The sequence below is a fragment of the Janthinobacterium sp. BJB446 genome, from assembly GCF_002735655.1.
Taxonomy (GTDB): Bacteria; Pseudomonadota; Gammaproteobacteria; order Burkholderiales; family Burkholderiaceae_D; genus Janthinobacterium; species Janthinobacterium lividum.
In genome coordinates this window covers 1888954-1907874 of the sequence record NZ_PDZK01000001.1, presented here as the reverse complement: position 1 = coordinate 1907874, position 18921 = coordinate 1888954, and the positions used below count along the sequence as shown (strand labels likewise).

19 protein-coding genes are annotated in these 18921 nt (G+C 65.6%); 11 read left to right on the top strand and 8 right to left on the bottom strand.

The genetic code is table 11. The annotated features are described in order from the left end of the window. Positions 1–11 precede the first annotated feature (11 nt). The 5 genes from CSQ92_RS08455 (at position 12) to CSQ92_RS08435 (ending at position 5116) form a co-directional block, all read left to right on the top strand. Entirely contained in the window at positions 12–536 is a 525-nt protein-coding gene (locus tag CSQ92_RS08455) for a sorbitol dehydrogenase family protein (protein ID WP_231958148.1), read from the top strand. Positions 537–545: 9 nt separating this feature from the next. Continuing rightward, complete coding sequence (locus CSQ92_RS08450; RefSeq protein WP_099393843.1) at positions 546–2156, top strand: GMC family oxidoreductase; 1611 nt, start codon at positions 546–548, stop codon at positions 2154–2156. Beyond that, complete coding sequence (locus CSQ92_RS08445; protein WP_099393842.1) at positions 2153–3553, top strand: cytochrome c; 1401 nt, start codon at positions 2153–2155, stop codon at positions 3551–3553. Before CSQ92_RS08450 ends, CSQ92_RS08445 begins: the two co-directional genes overlap by 4 nt. Positions 3554–3666: 113 nt before the next feature. Beyond that, positions 3667–4119, top strand: coding sequence for an RrF2 family transcriptional regulator (locus tag CSQ92_RS08440; RefSeq protein ID WP_099393841.1), 453 nt, complete (start codon positions 3667–3669; stop codon positions 4117–4119). Continuing rightward, positions 4106–5116, top strand: coding sequence for an NAD(P)/FAD-dependent oxidoreductase (locus CSQ92_RS08435; protein WP_099393840.1), 1011 nt, complete (start codon positions 4106–4108; stop codon positions 5114–5116). Before CSQ92_RS08440 ends, CSQ92_RS08435 begins: the two co-directional genes overlap by 14 nt. On the opposite strand, the gene CSQ92_RS08430 is transcribed toward CSQ92_RS08435, so the two are convergent. Next, positions 5044–5811, bottom strand: coding sequence for an SDR family oxidoreductase (locus CSQ92_RS08430; RefSeq protein WP_099393839.1), 768 nt, complete (start codon positions 5809–5811; stop codon positions 5044–5046). The genes CSQ92_RS08435 and CSQ92_RS08430 overlap by 73 nt on opposite strands. A 123-nt stretch (positions 5812–5934) precedes the next feature. Between CSQ92_RS08430 and CSQ92_RS08425 the strand changes: the two genes are divergently transcribed. Both CSQ92_RS08425 and CSQ92_RS08420 read left to right on the top strand, forming a co-directional pair. Next, positions 5935–6858, top strand: coding sequence for a LysR family transcriptional regulator (locus CSQ92_RS08425; protein WP_099393838.1), 924 nt, complete (start codon positions 5935–5937; stop codon positions 6856–6858). A 16-nt stretch (positions 6859–6874) separates the two neighbouring features. After that, on the top strand, positions 6875–7627 hold the full coding sequence (locus tag CSQ92_RS08420; RefSeq protein ID WP_099393837.1) for a DUF4303 domain-containing protein: 753 nt from the start codon (positions 6875–6877) through the stop codon (positions 7625–7627). A 3-nt stretch (positions 7628–7630) separates the two neighbouring features. Here CSQ92_RS08420 and CSQ92_RS08415 read toward each other — a convergent pair whose 3' ends face one another. The 7 genes from CSQ92_RS08415 to CSQ92_RS08385 all read right to left on the bottom strand — a co-directional run bounded on the left by CSQ92_RS08415 (position 7631) and on the right by CSQ92_RS08385 (position 14917). Further along, on the bottom strand, positions 7631–8752 hold the full coding sequence (locus tag CSQ92_RS08415; protein WP_099393836.1) for a metallophosphoesterase: 1122 nt from the start codon (positions 8750–8752) through the stop codon (positions 7631–7633). A gap of 71 nt (positions 8753–8823) precedes the next feature. Next, complete coding sequence (locus tag CSQ92_RS08410; RefSeq protein WP_099394631.1) at positions 8824–10338, bottom strand: ATP-binding response regulator; 1515 nt, start codon at positions 10336–10338, stop codon at positions 8824–8826. Then, entirely contained in the window at positions 10325–12148 is a 1824-nt protein-coding gene (locus tag CSQ92_RS08405) for an ATP-binding protein (protein ID WP_099393835.1), read from the bottom strand. The genes CSQ92_RS08410 and CSQ92_RS08405 overlap by 14 nt, the downstream gene beginning before the upstream one ends. Then, positions 12145–13239, bottom strand: a complete 1095-nt coding sequence (locus tag CSQ92_RS08400) for an ATP-binding SpoIIE family protein phosphatase (RefSeq protein ID WP_225317332.1) — start codon at positions 13237–13239, stop codon at positions 12145–12147. The genes CSQ92_RS08405 and CSQ92_RS08400 overlap by 4 nt, the downstream gene beginning before the upstream one ends. Continuing rightward, positions 13236–13658: an ATP-binding protein gene (locus CSQ92_RS08395; RefSeq protein ID WP_257219163.1), complete on the bottom strand. Its 423-nt coding sequence runs from the start codon at positions 13656–13658 to the stop codon at positions 13236–13238. Before CSQ92_RS08395 ends, CSQ92_RS08400 begins: the two co-directional genes overlap by 4 nt. A gap of 10 nt (positions 13659–13668) precedes the next feature. Beyond that, complete coding sequence (locus CSQ92_RS08390; protein ID WP_034785745.1) at positions 13669–14031, bottom strand: STAS domain-containing protein; 363 nt, start codon at positions 14029–14031, stop codon at positions 13669–13671. Positions 14032–14038: 7 nt separating this feature from the next. Continuing rightward, a complete protein-coding gene (locus CSQ92_RS08385) occupies positions 14039–14917 on the bottom strand; it encodes an STAS domain-containing protein (RefSeq protein WP_070257095.1) in 879 nt (292 codons plus the stop codon). A 227-nt stretch (positions 14918–15144) separates the two neighbouring features. Here CSQ92_RS08385 and CSQ92_RS08380 point away from each other — a divergent pair, with 227 nt between their 5' ends. The 4 genes from CSQ92_RS08380 (at position 15145) to CSQ92_RS08365 (ending at position 18887) form a co-directional block, all read left to right on the top strand. Continuing rightward, positions 15145–15558 (top strand): hemerythrin domain-containing protein, encoded by a 414-nt coding sequence (locus CSQ92_RS08380; protein WP_034785752.1) that lies wholly within the window; start codon positions 15145–15147, stop codon positions 15556–15558. 31 nt (positions 15559–15589) lie between these two features. Further along, a complete protein-coding gene (hmpA, locus tag CSQ92_RS08375; RefSeq protein ID WP_099393834.1) occupies positions 15590–16771 on the top strand; it encodes an NO-inducible flavohemoprotein in 1182 nt (393 codons plus the stop codon). A 128-nt stretch (positions 16772–16899) separates the two neighbouring features. Beyond that, on the top strand, positions 16900–17208 hold the full coding sequence (locus CSQ92_RS08370) for a DUF485 domain-containing protein (protein ID WP_046682872.1): 309 nt from the start codon (positions 16900–16902) through the stop codon (positions 17206–17208). After that, positions 17205–18887 (top strand): cation acetate symporter, encoded by a 1683-nt coding sequence (locus tag CSQ92_RS08365; RefSeq protein WP_070256995.1) that lies wholly within the window; start codon positions 17205–17207, stop codon positions 18885–18887. Before CSQ92_RS08370 ends, CSQ92_RS08365 begins: the two co-directional genes overlap by 4 nt. The last annotated feature ends 34 nt before the right edge of the window (positions 18888–18921 follow it).

Sequence of the window (18921 nt, the reverse complement as noted above, 5' to 3'; positions counted from 1 at the left end):
GGGAGCTTCAATTGGACGCTACACACAATAAGGAGGGCCGCGGCCCTCTGAATCCCGGCCGCCGCATGGTGCTGGCCGGTTTGCTGTCGGCTTCGGCCGCGGCGCTGATCCCCTGGGCGCTGGCCGAACCGGTCGCCAGTGCGGAGCAGGGCGCATTCCTGGGCGTGTCGGCCATGCTGGTGGGGCGCCAGGTGCTCGATCCCGTGCTGGCCAGGCGCCTGTATGACGCGCTGGTGGCGCAGGACGCGGCCTTCCCCGTGAATGTGCGCGCGCTGCTGGCCCTGATCAATGCGCAGGGTCTGCAGGCGGCCGGCCTGCAGGAAGCGCTCGACGGGCTCGACCCGGCCCAGTCGCCGCTGGCGGCCTTGCCGCGCCAGATCGCCAGCGCCTGGTACCTGGGCATCGTCGGCACGGGCGAGGCGGCCGTCTGCGTCGCCTACGAGCAGGCATTGAACGCGGCCGTCGTGGCCGATGTGCTCAAGCCTCCCACGTATTCCTACGGCGCCTACGGCAGCTGGGCCAGAAAACCAATTTAAGGAGCCATCATGGCTGAAGAACTCTCCGCCGATTACCTCGTGATCGGCTCCGGCATCATCGGCTCGCTGGCCGCGCGCAAGCTGGCGCTGGCCGGCGCCTCGGTGCTGATCCTGGAAGCGGGGCCACGCGTGTCGCGCGGCGAAATCGTCGCCCGCTTCCGCAACACGACGCGCCGCAGCGACTGGATGTCGCCGTATCCCTCTGTGGCCACGGCGCCGCACCCGATCTACCAGCCGAAGGATAACGGCTACCTGGTGCAGGCCGGTCCGTATCCGTACCCGGCCGAATACATCCGCCAGTTCGGCGGCACCTCGTGGCACTGGGCCGCGCAGGCGTGGCGCAATGTGCCGAACGACTTCCGCATCCATACCCTGTACGGCGTGGGCGTCGACTGGCCCATCAGCTACGCAGACCTGGAGCCGTTCTACCAGGAAGCGGAAGACATCATGGGCGTTTCCGGTGCGGACAATACGGGTTCGCCGCGCAAGCAGGCCTTCCCGATGGACCCCGTGACGGAGCCGTACGCCATGCGCCGCATCCGCGAACGCCTCGATCCCACGTTCAAGGTGGTCGGCAACACGGTGGCGCGCAACAGCGTCAGCTACGATGGCCGCCCGGCCTGCTGCGGCAACAACAGCTGCCAGCCGATCTGCCCCATCGACGCGCAATACCACGGCGGCATCGCCGCGCAGCAGGCCGAAGACGCGGGCGTGAAGATCGTCTGCAATGCCAACGTCTACAAGCTGGAGCACGACGCGCAGGGCCGCATCACGGCCGCCCTGTACTACGACGTCGACAAGAAAAGCCACCGCGTCACGGCCAAGACCTTCATCCTGGCGGCCAACGGTATCGAAAGCCCCCGTTTGCTGCTCGTTTCCGCCTCGGACAAATACCCGAACGGCCTGGCCAATAGCAGCGACATGGTGGGCCGCAATCTGATGGACCACCCGAGCACCTCGATCACCTTCGACGCCGATGAAGACCTGTGGCTGGGCCGGGGCCCGCAAAGCCCCAATTCCATCAACACCATGCGCGACGGCGATTTCCGCAGCCAGCATTCGCCGTACCGCCTGGACTTCACGAACATCTCGCGCGTCGATGGGGCCACCAAGGAACTGATCGGCAAGGGCGTGTTTGGCGAGGAATTCGAGCAGCAGCTGCGTTTCCGCTCGGCCCGCGAAATGAGTTTGAAGAACGTGCTGGAAGTGCTGCCGAACCCGGAAAACCGCATCGCCCTCAGCAGCGAAAAGGATGCCATGGGCATTCCCAAGCCGCAGGCGCACTATGCGATCGACGAGTACACCAAGCGGGGCCACGAGCGCTCTAAGCAGGATTTCGAGCAGATCGCCAGGCTGATGGGCGGCACCAATCTGCGCCACAGCAAGGAATGCGTGTTCGCCAACAACCAGCACATCTGCGGCACCCTGTCGATGGGTTCCGATCCCGCCAAGGCCGTGTGCGACCAGTGGGGCCGCACCTTCGACCATGCCAACCTGTTCCTGTGCAGCACCGGCGTGCTGCCCACATCCGGCACCTGCAATTCGACGGAAAACGGCCTGGCCGTGGCACTGCGCACCGTCAAGCACATCCTCGATGAACAACGGGGAGGCACAGCATGATGGCGGCCTTCCGACTGGCGGCTTGCGCCGCCTTGCTGTCCCTCGCGGCCATGCCGGTGCTGGCCGCGCAAGCTCCCGGCGCGGACGTGCAGGCGATCGAACGTGGCCGCTACCTTGCCACGGCCGGCGACTGCATTGCCTGCCACAGCGTACCTGGCGGCAAGCCGATGGCGGGCGGCCTGGCGCTGGCGACGCCGCTGGGCGCCATCGTTGCCACCAATATCACGCCGTCGACAACGCATGGCATCGGCAACTACACGCTGGCGCAGTTCTCCGCTGCCGTGCGCCATGGCGTGCGGGCCGACGGCGCGCGCCTGTACCCGGCCATGCCCTACACGGCCTACGCCAAAGTGACGGATGACGATACGGCCGCCCTGTACGCCTACTTCATGCATGGTGTGGCGGCGGTGGACACGGCGCCGGCGCAAAAGACGGACTTGCCATTCCCGTTCAATATCCGCCTGTCGATGGCGGGCTGGAATCTGCTCTTCCTCGACAAGAAACTGTTTGTGGCAGATACATCGAAAAGCATGGAGTGGAACCGCGGCGCCTACCTGGCGCAGGGGCTGGCCCACTGCAGCACTTGCCACACGCCGCGCAATGCGCTGATGGCCGAGCAGCTGTCGAAGGAACTGGGCGGCGCTGATCTGGGCACCTGGCATGCGCCGAATATCACGTCGGACGTCAACAGCGGTGTCGGCGGCTGGAGCCAGCAGGAACTGGCCGGCTACCTGCGTACGGGCCGCGCGGCCAACAAGGCGCAGGCGGCCGGACCGATGGCCGAAGCCATCGACCATAGCCTGAAGCATCTGAGCGACGCGGACTTGAACGCCATCGCGCATTACATCAAGAGCGTACCCGCCATCCGCGACAAGGCGGACGTGAAACCGGTGACGCAATGGGGCCAGGCGGGCGACGAGCTGAACGCCATCCGTGGCGTGCCGCTGCCGCAAAACCTGAACCAGATGTCGGGCGCGCAGCTGTACGATGCGCAGTGCGCCAGCTGCCACCAGGCCAGGGGCGAGGGCAGTTTCGACGGCAGCTTGCCGCCGCTGTTCCATAACTCGGTGACGGGCCGCAGCAACAGCAACAACCTGGTGATGGCAATCCTCGATGGCGTCGAGCGGCAGGATGGCAGGGGTGCCCATGCCGGTCATTTGATGCCTGCCTTCCGCCAGACTCTGTCGGACGAACAGATCGTCACCCTCGGCAATTACGTGCAAAAGATGTACGGCAATCCCGCCATCAAGGTGACGGCGGAACAGGTGACGACCTTGCGCAATGGCGGCGCGCCGTCAAACCTGATCGGCCTGGCCCGCGCGGGCATCATCGTCGGCGTGCTGGTGCTGCTGGCCTTGCTGGTATGGTGGCGGGGACCGCGGCGCAAGCCGGTGTAAGCGTGAATTGATCGCATAAGCTGGGGCCAGGCCGCAAAGTCTGGCCCTTTTTTTATGCCGCAAAAATTGCAACTCAATTGCATCTGCGCAGATTATGTACTATCATTAGTTACATGAGACGCGACAGCAAACTATCATCGATCCTCCATGTGCTGCTGCACATGGCCCATGCGGGACGCCCGATGACGTCCGAGGAACTCTCCGGCTACCTGGACACCAACCCCGTGCTGGTGCGGCGCGTGATGGCAGGCTTGCGCGAGCGCGGCTACGTGGCGTCGGGCAAGGGCCATGGCGGCGGCTGGCGCATCGTTTGCGACCTGCACCGCGTGACCCTGCAAGACATCTACGTGGCCGTGGGTTCGCCCACCATCTTCGCCATGGGAAACCGCGTCGACCAGCCGGGCTGCCTGGTCGAGCAAGTGGTCAACCAGTCGCTGGCCGGCGCCTTCGACGAAGCCGAGGTGCTGCTGATCCAGCGCTTTGGCGCCGTCACCCTGGCCGACCTGGCCGACCGTTTCAGCCAACAATACGCCAACCACAGAGGAGCACCGCATGCACATTCCTGAACTCCAAGGCGCGGGCAGCGGCACGCCTGCCGCCCCGTTCGACGCCATCATCGTCGGCGGCAGCTACGCGGGCCTGTCCGCGGCCACGCAACTGGCGCGCGCCCGCCGCCGCGTGCTGGTAATCGACGGCGGCCAGCGCCGCAACCGATACGCCAGCCATTCCCACGGTTTCCTGACCCAGGACGGCAGCGGGACGGCCGCCATCGCGGCCGAAGGCAAGGCGCAGCTGCTGGCGTATGCCACCGTCACCTGGCTGGACGGCACGGCCACGCAGGCAGCCGCCAGCAGCGATGGCGATGGCTTCGGCGTGACCCTGGCGGACGGCAGTGTCGTTCACGGCCGCCGCCTGGTGCTGGCCACCGGCGTGATCGATGAACTGCCGCCCGTCGATGGACTGGCCGAACGCTGGGGCGGCAGCGTCTTTCACTGCCCGTATTGCCACGGCTATGAACTGGAGCAGGGCGCCATCGGCGTGCTGGCCACCGGCCCCCTGTCCATGCACCATGCCCTGATGCTGCCCGACTGGGGCACGGTCACTTTTTTCCTGAATGGCGCATTCGAGCCCGATGCGGCGCAGCTGGCGCAACTTGCCGCGCGGGGCGTGACGGTGGTGCGCGCGCCCGTGGCGCGGATCGACGGCGTGGCCGACGTGGTCATGGCGGACGGCAGCCGCCACGTCATGGCCGGCCTGTTCGTGGTGACCCGCACCCGCCTGGCCAGTTCCCTGGCCGGCGAATTGGGCTGCTTGCTGGAAGACGGTGCCATGGGACCGTTCGTGCGCACCGACGAGCAAAAGGCCAGCAGCGTGCCCGGCGTCTTTTGCTGCGGCGATGCGGGCCGCATGGCTGGCAGCGTGGCGTTCGCGGTGGCCGATGGCGCCATGGCAGGCGTGGCAGCACACCGCTCGCTGATGTTCGGACTGGATCAGGCGGCAAAACCGCCATCGATCTTCAGCCCGGCACCCGTGACGAACGCCGCTTCCGGGCTGGCCAGGTAAGCCACCATGCCGGCGATTTCATCGGCCGTGCCGTGGCGGGGCAGGGCCATCAGGCCGTGCATCAGGTCGGCGAAGTCGCCCGTGGGCGGATTCATGTCCGTGGCGACGGGGCCCGGCTCCACATTGTTGATGGTGATGCCGCGCGGGCCCAGGTCGCGCGACAGGCCTTGCGTCAGGCCGCTCAGCGCCGATTTGCTCATGGCGTAGGCAGCCGCGCCGCCGAACGGCATGCGGTGCGCATTCGTGCTGCCGATATTGATGATGCGCCCGCCCGTCTGCATGTGCGCGACGGCTGCCTTGATGGCGACGAAGACGGCGCGCACGTTGACGTTCAAGGTCTTGTCGAAGTCTTCCAGCGAAAAATCGTCGATGGCGCCGGGCAGGAACACGCCCGCATTGTTGACGAGGATGTCGATGCTGCCAAACTGCGCCGCCACCTTGTCGATGGCCGCCGTCAGGGCCGTGGCATCGGCCGCGTCGGCTTGCACGCCCAGGGCCTTGCCGCCTGCGGCCTCCACCTTGCCGGCCAGCGCCTGCGCTTCGGCGGCGGAGCTTTGATAGGTGAAGACGACGTTGGCGCCCTGGCTGGCCAGGCGGCGCACGATGGCGGCGCCGATGCCGCGCGAGCCGCCCGTCACAAATGCGATCTTGTCTTGCAGTGGCAAAGAGGTGCTGGCGGTGGTTTGGGTTTGCATGATGTGCTTTCTAAGTGAGGAGTCGAGGAGTTCAGTATCTGCCTTTCATTCCTGCCGCGCTAGCCATGAATCATTACAATCACTTTCAACCATTGGTATCAGCTGAGCGGGTAGAATAGGCGCATGGACGCTCTCAATCACTTGCAATCCTTCGTGCTGTCTGCCGAACTGGGCAGTTTTTCGGCCGCCGCGCGCCGCCTGGGGCTGACGCCGGCGGCCGTCAGCAAGAACGTGGCGCGGCTGGAAGCGAGCCTGGGATTGCGGCTGTTCCAGCGCAGCACGCGCCGCCTGACCCTGACGGAAGGGGGCGAGCGCTTCCTGCAGCAGATCGGCGGCGCCCTGACCACCTTGCGCGAGGCGATCGCCGGCGTGGCCGAAGAGGGCGGCCAGCCGGCCGGCATACTGAAAATCAGCATGGCGCCGTCGTTCGGACGCAGCTATGTGGTGCCGCTGCTGGGCGACTTCATCGCGCGCTACCCTGGCGTCATTCCCGACTGCCATTTCGATAACCGGCAAGTGGACCTGATCGGCGAAGGGTTTGACGTGGCCATCGGCGGCGGCATCGAGCTGACGCCCGGCGTGGTGGCGCGCGAACTGGGCCACGCCCACATCGTCGCCACGGCGTCGCCCGCTTTCATGCAGGGCAAGGCCATGCCCGTGCATCCGTCAGACCTGGCCCACTTCGACGGCGTGGCGCGCCGCTCGGCCGGCAGCGGCAGATTGCGCAGCTGGATACTGCGCGACGGCTCGGGCGGCGAAGGCGTGGCCGAATGCCGGCCGCGCGCCATCTTCGACGATCCGGAAGCGATGGCGCAGGCGGCCATCCTCGGCGTCGGCGTGGCGCTGCTGCCCATGCCGCACGCGCTGGCCCATCTGCGCAGCGGCGCCTTGGTCCGGCTGCTGCCTGGCTGGCATGCCGATTCCGGTCCCCTGTCCGTGTACTATCCCAGCAAGAAGCTGCTGCCCGCGAAGACGCGCGTGTTCGTCGATTTCCTGCTGGAGCAGTTCCGCCAGCGCGATTTCGCCGCGCAGATACGGCCCGATTAAACGATGAACAATTCCCATGCATAGTAACTACAGCCTGTTTTACACCTTTGACGGCGATCAGCCCCTGCATTTCCGCGAAGCGCGCGTCTTCGGCACGAGCGTCTGGACGGCCGCCGGCGCGGCCATGACTTGGGGCGCGGAGACGCGCAACGACTATGCCAGCGAGGCGCAGGCGCACGCCGCCTGCCTGGCCCACTGCGATGCAGCGCTGGCCGACGGTTATGCCCTGGCGCGCGCCATGCCGATCGACCCGGCCGTCTTCGATTTCGCGCTGCTGCAAACCCTGGTGGCGCATGCCGCGCGCCAGGCTGTCGATGCCGTGCGCCGTGCGCATCCCGACCAGCACATCGACGCCTTCGCGCTGGTGAGCGACGACAGCGCCATGACGATAGGCTGCATGGCGAATAGCCGCGAAGCGCTGGCTGCCTCGGAATACGGCGAAGAGATGGTATGGAACCCAGCCGAATGGGCGTTTGACGAAGGTGGCGCGTACTTCGACAGCGCCTACCGCTTGCTGCTGCAGGCGCACCGCTGGCTGCCGTTCGACGTGGATTTCACTACCTTTCGCACTGGGGTGTTCGACGCCTGCATCGCGGCGCTGGCGCAGCTGGACGCCGAAGGGATATTTGGTGCGGGCGCCCGGCGCGACGGGAGCGTGCTGCTGTTCGAGGTCAGCGACAGCGAAGCGGTGGACGGAGCCATGGCGCGCCTGAATCCGCCGGCGGTGGTGGCGCGTTTCGAGGCGTGGATGGCCAGCTGGGCGGAGTGAGTCTTACTCCGCCACCAGCCTGAGTAGCGTAATCTCCGCCGGCGCGCCGATGCGTTTCGGCGGACCCCAGTAACCGGTGCCGCGGCTGACGTAAATCCACAGCCGGCCTTGCCGGTGCAAGCCCGCCACGTAGGGCTGCTGCAGCGGCACGAACAGGTTCCATGGCCAGAACTGGCCCCCGTGCGTGTGGCCCGACAGTTGCAGGTCGTAGCCGGCCGCTTCGGCCTCGGGCGCGCTGCGCGGCTGGTGCGCCAGCAGGATGCGGGGGATATCGGCCGGTGCCCCGGCGATGGCGGCCTGCGGGTCGCTTTTCTGGGCAGGGTCGAAGGAGGCGGCATTGAAATCGGTCACGCCGGCCAGCGCCAGGCGCGCGCCGTCGTGCTCGAGCACCGCATGTTCGTTCATCAGCACGCGCAAGCCCAGGCGACGAAATTCCGCCACCCACGGCGCGGCGCCCGAATAGTACTCGTGGTTGCCGGTGACGAGGAAGACGCCATGGCGCGCGCGCAGCTCGCCCAGCGGCGCCGTATGGCTGCCCAGTTGCGCCACCGTGCCGTCGACGACGTCGCCCGTGATGGCGATGATGTCGGGCTGCAGGCCATTGGCGCGCGCGACGATGGCCTGCACGTAGGCGCGCTTGATGGTGGCGCCCACGTGGATGTCGCTCAGCTGCACGATGGTCAAGCCCTGCAAGGCGGCCGGCAGGCCGGCGATGGGCACTGTCACGTCGCGCACGCGTGCCACCCGGCGGGCGTTGATGAAGCCGACGACGGTGGCCAGCAGGGCCAGGAGCAGCACGGCGATGGCGGACGCCTGCGCGTGCTGGCGGGCGGCGGGAATCAGCAAGGTGAGTTCGCGCAGCACGGCGAGCACGAACAGCGAGGAAAAAAAGCCCATGCACAGCGAGCCGGCCCAGATCAGGCGGTCGGCCAGGCGCGCATCGTTGGTGACGGCGCGGGCGAAGATCGTCATCGGCATGAGCATGGTCGACGCCAGCAAGACCAGGCCGCCCAGCAGCCAGCCGGCCAGGCCGACGGGCAGCGAAGGCAACAGCAGCCAGCCCAGCAGGGCGTGCAGGGCGCCCAGTATCATGGTGATGCGCAGCAGCGGCGTGCGGGTGGTCATGTCATGGTTCCAGAGGTGAGGCGGCCGCCGATTATAGCCGACGCCCTGGCCGCAGGCAGCCGCCACCCTGTTCAGGGGGCGATATGCAATCCCAGCATGGCCAGCTTGCCGAAATCGACAGGCTTGGCGAAGTGCTCGTTGAAACCGGCTTGCAGGGCCGCCTGGCGGTCGTGTTCCTGGCCGTAGCCGGTCAGCGCGACGAGCAGGAATTGCTGCGGTATCGGCAACTGGCGCAGTTTGACGGCCACGTCGTAGCCGCTCATGTCGGGCAGGCCGATGTCGAGAAAGACGATGTCGGGCTTGAATTCCAGGGTGCGCTCGGTGGCTTGTATCCCCGTGTAGGCCGTGCGCACCGTGTGGCCGTACATTTCCAGCAATTCGGCCAGGGTGTCGGCCGCATCGCAGTTGTCGTCGACGACGAGGATGCGCTGGCTGCCGCCGGTGGCCGTCTCCGGTACTGGCGCGGCCGGCAGCGGCACGTTGGCGTCGAGCGGAAGGATGACTTCGAAGGTGCTGCCCAGTCCCACGCCGGGGCTGTGCACGCTGACCTGGCCGCCGTGCAAGGTCACCAGATTGCGCACCAGCGACAGGCCGATGCCCAGGCCATCCTGCACCCGGTCGGGCGAATGGCCGCTCTGCTCGAACAGGCCGAAGATGCTGTCGATGCTGGCGGCGGCGATGCCGATGCCGTTGTCGCTCAGGCGGATGCGCACGTTGTCGCCTTCGCGCCCGGCGCTAATGGCGATGCGCCCGCCCGGCGCCGTGAACTTGGCCGCGTTGAGCAGCAGGTTGGCGACGATCTGCGACAGGCGCACGGCGTCGCCGCAGACCCACAGTTCTTCCTGGGGCAGGTTCACGTCCAGCGCATGGCCGCGCGCCTCGACGCTGTGCGAACTCGTTTCCAGCGCGCTGCGGATGACGCTGGCCAGGCTCACGCTTTCCCATTGCAGCGAGATTTTGCCCTGTGAAATGCGCGACACGTCGAGCAGGTCGTCGACCAGGCGCACCAGGTGGTCCGTGTGGCGGCCAATGGTGCGGCGCGCATTGTCCTGGATGGCCGGCACGACGGGATCGAGCTTGCACAGCAGGGCCAGCGCCGTGCGGATGGGACCCAGCGGGTTGCGCAATTCATGCGCGAGCGTGGCCAGGAATTCATCCTTGCGGCGGTCCACGTCGCGCAGCGCGCGCTCGACGCGGCCCAGGCGCAGCAGCGCCTTGACGTTGGCGATCAATTCATCGGCCTCGATGGGCTCGACCAGGTAATTGTCGGCGCCGCCGTCGAGGGCGCGGATCTTGTCGGCCGAGCCGATGCAGGAAGCGGACGTCTGCAGCACCAGGATGGTGTTCGTCTCGGTGCCGCCCTTCAATTGGCGGCATACTTCCAGGCCGTTGATGTCGGGCAGCTTGACGTCGAGGAGGATCAGGTTGGGGCGGTCCTGGCGGGCGCGCAGCAGTGCGTCTCCCCCGTTCGAGGCTTCGATGACCTTGAAGCCGGCGCGTTTGAGGATGCGCGACTTGGCGTAGCGTGCGCCATCGCTGTCATCGACGTTCAGGATCAGAGCATCGCTGTTGTTATCCGGTAGCATGCGCATTGTCCCAGGTGGTTGTGCCTTGCGGCGGAACCGGCTCTTGCCGGTGGTGTTGGTTGCCGATCAGCGCGCGCAGGGTCGCCAGCAATTGCTGGCGCGACAGCGGCTTGACGTAGTAGGCGTCGGCGCCCAGGGCCAGGCCCTTGCGCACGTCGTCGATCTCGGTGGCGACGATGACGGGCACCTGGCGCCGCAGCGGGTCGTTTTTCAGCTCGGCCAGCCAGTGCCAGGCCGTTTCGCCGTGCAGCATGATGTCGAGGATGACGGCGGCCGGGCGCTGCTGCTCCCAGCGCTCCTGCGCTTCGCGCACGCTGCGCGCGGGGACCACGCGAAATTCGCTGCCGGCCAAAAATTTTTCATACAGCAGGCGCACGGGTGGATTGTCTTCCACCACCAGCACGCCGATGCGCTGGTCGTTGCCGTTGTCGTTGGCCGACGCGCTCGGCGGCAGGCTGCCTTCGGGCGCATGGTAGCTGGCGGGCAGGACGACGGAAAACAGCGAGCCCTCGCCCGGCGTGCTTTCCACGCTCACCGTGCCATTGAGCAGGGTGGCCAGGTTGCGGCACAGGGGCAGGCCCAGGCCCGTGCCCTTGACCTTGCGCTGCATGTGGTTTTCCACCTGGCTGAATTCTTCGAAGATCAGCTGCACGTCTTCGGCGGCGATGCCCAGGCCCGTGTCGGAGACGGAAAAGCGGATGGCATCCTGCTCCGGCAAGGGCGTGGCGCTGACGATGATGGCGCCCGCTTCCGTGAACTTCAGGGCGTTGGCGATGAAGTTGCGCAGGATTTGCGACAGCTTGCCTTCATCGGTGTGGATGTGCAGCGCCGGATCGGGGTCGATGAAGGTCAAGGTCAGCGACTCGGACACCAGCAGCGGGCGCAGCATGCCGCGCAGGGCGCTGAACAGGTCGGCCACCTGGAAGCTGTTGGCATGCACGTCGACCTTGCCCGCCTCGATCTTGGCCAGGTCCAGCAGGTCGTTGACCAGTTCGCTCAGGCTGACGGCGCTTTGCAGGATGAACCGCACCTGCTTTTCCTGTTCCTCGGACAGCTCGCCGTCGATACGGTCGAGCAGCAGCTTGGACAGGGCGCGGATGGAGCTGAGCGGGGTGCGGAATTCATGGCTCATGTTGGACAGGAAGCGCGATTTCATCTGGTCGGCGCGGCGCAGGTGGTCGGCTTTCTCGTCCAGCTCCGCGAATAGCGCCACCACGCCCCGGTTGGTGTCTTCCAGTTCGCGCGTCAGCTGCAGCAGGTCGTCCTGGCGCGTCTTCAGTTCGGCCAGGGTGCTCAGGAGTTCGCGGTTCTGCTGCTGCACTTCGGACAGCGTGATATCCGGCGGCAGCGCCTGCAGGCTGCCGGACAGCACGCCGATCGTGGCGCCGTCGAGCAGGGGCGCGTCGCGGGGGAACAGCTTGTGCAAGGTGATCTGCGTGCCGTCGCCCGGCGTGCTGTGGATATGGCAGCGGTCCATCAGGCGCTGGGCGCCCAGGATGCCCAGGCCCATGCCTGTCGGCGAGCGGTAGGTGCCGGCCAGTATCTTGTCGAGCTGCGCGATGCCGGGGCCCTGGTCCTCGATGCGGATGCTGAGCACCTGCGGCGCCGTCTGGCCATCGATGGCGAAATGCACCTTGCCGCTGCCGGCGTAGTTGTAGACGTTGCGCGCCAGTTCCGATACGGCCGTGGCGATGCGCACCTGGTCCTGCACGCCGAAGCCGCATAGGGCGGCGATCTGCCGTGCGCGCTGGCGCGCACCCACCACATCGAGTTCGCTGCCGATATGGGCTGTCAATATGCGTTGTGTCATGCCGCACCTGTCCCTTCCGCTGTTTCAGCTGTTACAGCCTGGTGTTCCTCATGTTCGCGCAGCACCACCACCGTGACGTCGTCGCGCCCGCGCGCAAAATCGCGGTACAGCACGGCGGCGACGAGGCTGGGGTGGCATTGCGCCAGGCCCGGATAACGTTCCAGGTCCCAGCGCGTGTGCAAGCCGTCCGAATGCATGATCAGTGTCGTGGCCTGCTGCCATGGAAAGCAGAACTCCTGCACCTTGCGCAGATTGCTGCCGACGATGCCGTTATGCGACAGCAGATGCCGGCGCTGCTGCGCATCGAAGGCGCAGGCGGCGATATTGCCCACGCCGGCGTAGCGCAATTCGCGGCGTGCGCTGTCGATATGCGCCACCGCCAGGGCTGCACCGCGCGTGGCACGCAGGGCGCCGTGGGCCAGTTCGATGAAGGAGGCGGGCAGGGGCGGCAAGCCGGGCGTGCTGTGTTCCAGCAGGGCGCTGGCGCATTCCGAAGCGCGCGCCGCCAGCGGGCCGTGGCCCAGGCCATCGGCCACCATCAGGCTCAGTTCATGGCCTTCGCAGACGACGTTCCAGGCGTCGCCGCACACCTGTTCCGAGGCCAGCGGCAGGCATACGGCGCCGATCTGCCAGTTCGGACTGGCAGGAATGGCGCTGCTGGCGTGCTGTCCCCATACCACCATCATCAGCACCGTGCCCTTGCCGGGCGCCGTGTACAGGTCGAATTCCTGGCTCAGGCGGCGTATCGCGCCCAGCCCCACGCCGTAGGTGCCCGTGGTGGAATGACCGTCCTGCATGTGCTGGCGCACGTTGGCCATGCCGGGACCGTTGTCGATGGCCAGCACTTCGATGCCGCTGGTACCGCCGCGCAGCACCTTGCGCAGCAGGATTTCGCCGCGCTGCGCGTGCTTGACGATGTTGGTCGCCGCCTCGCTGATGATGATGGCCAGCTGGCCCGTGCGCACGTCGTCGAAGCCGATGCGGCGCGCCAGTTCGTTGCCGGCGCGGCGGGCCGCGGCGATCTCGCTCGGTTCGCCGATGGGAAAACTGCGTTGCCTGGCAATGTCAGGGGCTTGGTCGAGGTGGTTCAAAACAGCTTCCATTTCGCGATGGTGACAGTGGTGCCCGCGCCGGGCGCCGTGTTGATGTGAAATGCGTCGGCCAGGCGCTTGGCGCCGCCCAGCCCCAGTCCCAGCCCGCCGCCGCTGGTATAGCCATCGGTCAGCGCCAGGGGAATATCTTCGATGCCCGGTCCCGCATCGACAAAGCGCAGCTCCAGTCCCTGGCGCGCGCCATCGCTGACGCGCGCGATGCGCGCTTCGCCCCCGCCGCCGTAGCGCAGGGTATTGCGCGCCAGTTCGCTCGCCGCCGTGATGATCTTGGTCTGTTCGATCAGGCCAAAACCCATGGCGACCATGCTGTCGCGTACCTGCTTGCGCAACCGTACGACGTCTTCGTCGCTGTGCAGGGGCAGGATCTGCGCGCTCTCGTGTGCCTGCGCGCCTAGCACGGCGCCCCCGTCATGCGCATGCGCCGCCCCGTTCCAGCAGCTTGATGCCCAGCTCCACGTTGAGCGCCGTGCTCACGCCTTCCAGCGTCAGCCCCAGTTCCACGAGGGTGATGGCGACGGCTGGCTGCATGCCGACGACGACGGTGCGCGCGTCGAGGATTTTCGCCATCGCCGCCGTATTGCTGATCATGCGGCCGATGAAGGAGTCGACGATGTCGAGCGCGGAAATGTCGATCAGCACGCCCGTGGCGCGGTCCGTCACGATGCGGGTGGTCAGGTCATCCTGCAAGGTCATCGCCAGGCGGTCATGCATGTCCACCTGGATCGTCACTAGCAGCAGCCGTCCCATGCGTAAAATGGGGATTCTTTCCATAGGCGCCTCAGTGTTGTTGCTGCTGGTAGGTGATGCTGGACCCCGTGCGTTTCAGGGCCACGACGAATGCGTCGGCCAGCGTGGCCTTGGTCATCACGTCTTCCAGGTTGACGCCCAGGTGCACGATGGTTTGCGCGATCTGCGGGCGGATGCCGCTGATGATGCAGTCGGCGCCCATCAGGCGCGCGGCGGCGATGGTTTTCAGCAGATGCTGCGCCACCAGGGTGTCGACGGTAGGCACGCCCGTGATATCGATGATGGCGATCAGGGCGCCCGTGTCGACGATCTTTTGCAGCAGGCTTTCCATCACCACCTGCGTGCGCGCGCTGTCGAGGGTGCCGATCAGGGGCAGGGCCAGCACGTTTTGCCACAGCTGCACCACGGGCGTTGAGAGCTCCAGCAATTCCTGCTGCTGGCGCAAAATCACCTGTTCGCGCGCTTTCTGGTAGATGGCGATGGTCAGCAGGCCCAGTTCATCGAACAGCTTGCTGGTGCTGACGATGGCGTCGCCCAGTTGCTCCGGATGCGCCGTGATTGCCTTGCGCAGGTAGGCGAACAGCGGCTCCTTGAGGGCAAACATGAAGCTGGCCGTGTCGATCGGCGAATAGCCCTGGCGCACGCGCGACTGCGATATCTCCGCGATCAGCTGGCGCGTATCGTCCCAGGCGCCGCCTTCGATGTCGAACGAGTCGCCGCTTTCCAGCGCGCCCGCCAGCAGCGGCAGGAATTGCGATGCCTGCTGGCGCAGCTCGTTCTCGGCGATCTTGTCGCGCCGCACCAGGCGGGCGATCAGGCCGGCCATCCAGCCGTCCAGCAGGTCCGTGTGGTGCTCGTTGATGATGCCTGCCAGTTGCTGCGCCTGGCCCGTGCCCGTCTTGTTTTTCATGCTCATCCTTGGCTGGAGTGGAGGGTGCGGCACGGCCGCAAACGGGCCTGTGCTGTGATAAATAAATTATAGGCAGACATGGCCGTAGCTTGTGTTCTCTGGCGCACATAGTGGCGCATGTCGTTCCAGATTCCTTCAGGAAACACTTATGCATTTAAAGATGCATGTAATTTGCATGTTTAAGCGAATTCCGCTACACTGGGAACACTCAACAAGAGAAACACGCCATGAATATCGACAAATTCAAACAGCAGCACCTGGACATCCTGGCCGCCATTGACGACTTGCGCCGGCTGGCGCGCGGCGGTGTCGCTGCGCAGGCGCAAGCCATTGCCGAACAGATCATTGCCATGAGCGGCTTGATCAAGCTGCACCTGGCCGTCGAACAGCGCTACCTGTATCCGGCTGCGCAAGCGTCCGGCGTAGCCAAGGTGGCACAACTGGGACGCCGGTACGAAAACGAAATGCAAGGCATCGCCGGCGCCTACCTGGATTTCGCCGGCCGCTGGAATACGCCCGTGCGCCTGGAAGCCGAACCGGAAGCCTTCCGCAGCGAAGCCAATACCGTGCTGCACGCGCTGTTCCAGCGCATGCGGCGCGAAGACCACGAGTTATATCCAGCCGTTGAAACGCTGGCCTGAGACCGCTTATAAATATGCACAGGAGTTTTACATGCTGACCCAAGAACAACGCGCCATCATCACGGCCACCGTCCCCATCCTCGAGCAGGGCGGCGAAGCGCTGACGCGCCACTTCTACAAGAATCTGTTCCGCGACCATCCCGAAGTGCTGCCGTACTTTAACCAGGCGCACCAGCACAGCGGCGACCAGCAGCGCGCGCTGGCCAACGGCGTGCTGATGTATGCCAAAAATATCGACAAGCTTGCGGCGCTGGGTGACTTGGTGGCCACCATCGTCAACAAGCACGTGGCCCTGCAGATCCGCGCCGAGCACTATCCGCTGGTGGGCGCCAGCCTGCTGCAAGCGATACGCGAAGTGCTGGGCGAAGAGGTCGCCAGCGACGCCGTCATCGACGCCTGGGGTGCGGCCTACGGCCAGCTGGCGGACATCCTGGCCGGCGAAGAAGGGCGCATCTACAAGGCGCAGGCGGCCGCACCGGGCGGCTGGAGCGGCGCGCGCGATTTTTTAGTGCGCAGCAAGACGGTGGAAAGCGGCGAGATCACTTCCTTCCTGATGGCGCCCGCCGATGGCCAGCCCGTGCTCGACTTTGCGCCAGGCCAGTATATCGGCGTGCTGGCCACCGTCGATGGCGTGCCCATGCGCCGCCAGTATTCCCTGTCGGCCGCCAGCAATGGCCAGACGTACCGCATCAGCGTCAAGCGCGAAGAGGGCGGCAAGGTCTCGAATTTCTTCCACGATCAGGTGCAGGCGGGCGACACCGTGCAGCTGACGCCGCCCTCGGGCGACTTCGTGCTGACGGATAGCGACAAGCCGCTGGTGCTCATCAGCGGCGGCGTGGGCATCACGCCGACCCTGGCCATGCTGACGGCGGCCCTGCGCGGCAAGCGTCCCGTGCATTTCATCCACGCGGCGCGCAACCACGGCGTGCATGCTTTCCGCGCGCAGATCGACGCGCTGGCCGCGCAGCACCCGCAGCTGCAGCGCTATTACTGCTACGCGGAACATGGCGGCGAACAGGACGCACCGGACGCCGTCGGCTTGCTGAATAAGGAGCAGCTCGGTCACTGGCTGCCGGTTTCGCGCGACGTCGACGCCTACTTCCTGGGACCGCAGCCATTCATGCGCGCTATCAAGCAGTACTTGCGCGAACTGGGCGTGCCGGAACAGCAGACGCACCACGAGTTCTTCGGACCGGCTGCCGCACTGAATTGATTTCTTTCTGCATTGTGTTGTCACCGCGAGAAAAAACGCTGCCGTAAGGGGCGGGTAAGCCTCGCACTGTACTGTGAATCCAAGCTCGAAAACAAAAGAGCAGCTTTTACATAACAGGAGGCAACACAATGCATGACGATCTGGTTCAAAAAATCAAGAGCGACCCCAGCTATCATCAGCTGGTCAAGGTGCGTTCCCGCTTCGGCTGGGCGCTGACGGGCCTGATGATGCTGGTGTACTACGGCTACATCCTGCTCATCGCCTTCAACAAGGAATTTCTGGCCACTAAGACGGGTGCGGGTGTGATGACCTGGGGCATGCCGATCGGCCTGTTCGTCATCGTGTTTACCGTGCTGGTCACCGGCATCTATGTGCGCCGCGCCAACAAGCAATTCGACGACCTGACCAGCGCCATCCAGGCACGGGTGCAAGCATGAGCGCCGCCAAGCATGCGCTGCGCGGCGTGTCTTGCCTGAGCGCCCTGGCATTGCTGGGCGCCAGCAATGCCGCGTTCGCGGCCGGCGCCGACCTGGGCCAGGCAGTCAAGCAACCGACCAACTGGACGGCCATCATCATGTTCGCCGCCTTCGTCATTTTTACATTGTTCGTCACCAAGTGGGCGGCCAAGAAGACCAAGTCAGCCTCCGATTTCTACACGGCTGGCGGCGGCATCACAGGCTTCCAGAATGGCCTGGCCATTGCGGGCGACTATATGTCGGCCGCCTCCTTCCTCGGCATTTCCGCGGCCGTCTTTTTGAACGGCTATGATGGCCTGATCTACGCCATCGGCTTTCTTGTCGGCTGGCCCATCATCACCTTTTTGATGGCCGAGCGCTTGCGCAACCTGGGACGCTTTACCTTTGCCGACGTGGCCGCCTACCGCTTCAAGCAGGCGCCGATCCGCATCTTTTCGGCTTCCGGCACCCTGGTCGTCGTGGCTTTTTATCTGATCGCGCAGATGGTGGGCGCGGGCCAGCTGATCAAGCTGCTGTTCGGCCTCGAATACTGGATCGCCGTCGTCCTGGTCGGTACATTGATGATGATCTACGTGCTGTTCGGCGGCATGACGGCCACCACCTGGGTACAGATCATCAAGGCGGTGATGCTGCTGGGCGGCGCCACCTTCATGGCCGTGGCCGTGCTGGCGCAATTCAACTTCAGCCCGGAAGCGCTGTTCGCCAAGTCGGTGGACGTGCACGCGACCAAGGAAGCCATCATGGGCCCAGGTTCCTTCATCAAGGACCCGATCTCGGCCATCTCGTTCGGCATGGCGCTGATGTTCGGCACGGCCGGCTTGCCGCACATCCTGATGCGTTTCTTCACGGTGCCGAGCGCCAAGGAAGCGCGCAAATCCGTGTTCTGGGCCACCACCTGGATCGCTTACTTCTATGTGTTGACTTTCATCATCGGCTTTGGCGCCATCGTGCTGGTGAGTACCAATCCCGAGTTCAAGGATGCTGCCGGCAAGCTGCTGGGTGGTAACAACATGGCGGCCGTGCACCTGGCCAAGGCCGTGGGCGGCAACGTCTTCCTCGGCTTTATGTCGGCAGTCGCGTTTGCCACCATCCTGGCCGTCGTGGCGGGCTTGACCCTGTCGGGCGCGTCGGCCGTGTCGCACGATCTGTATGCCACCGTCATCAAGAAGGGCAAGGCCACGGGCGCCAACGAATTGAAAGTGTCGCGCGTGACGACGGTCGTGCTGGGCATCATCGCCGTGGTGCTGGGCATCGCCTTTGAAAAGCAGAACATCGCCTTCATGGTCTCGCTGGCATTCGCCATCGCCGCCTCGGCCAACTTCCCCGTGCTGTTCATGTCGGTGCTGTGGAAGGATTGCACCACGCGGGGCGCCACCATCGGCGGCTTCCTGGGCTTGACCACGGCTGTCGCGCTGACGGTGGTGTCGAAGTCCGTGTGGGTCGACGTGCTCGGTCATGGCGAAGCGCTGTTCCCGTATGCGTCGCCGGCGCTGTTCTCGATGACGGCCGGCTTCGTTGGCATCTGGCTGTTCTCTGTGCTCGACAAGAGCCCCCGCGCGCGCATCGACCGCGCCGGCTACGAAGCGCAGCAAATGCGTTCGGAAACGGGTATCGGCGCGGCTGGAGCCAGCGCGCATTGAGCATTTGAATCGCTCTACACCTTGAACACCCCTT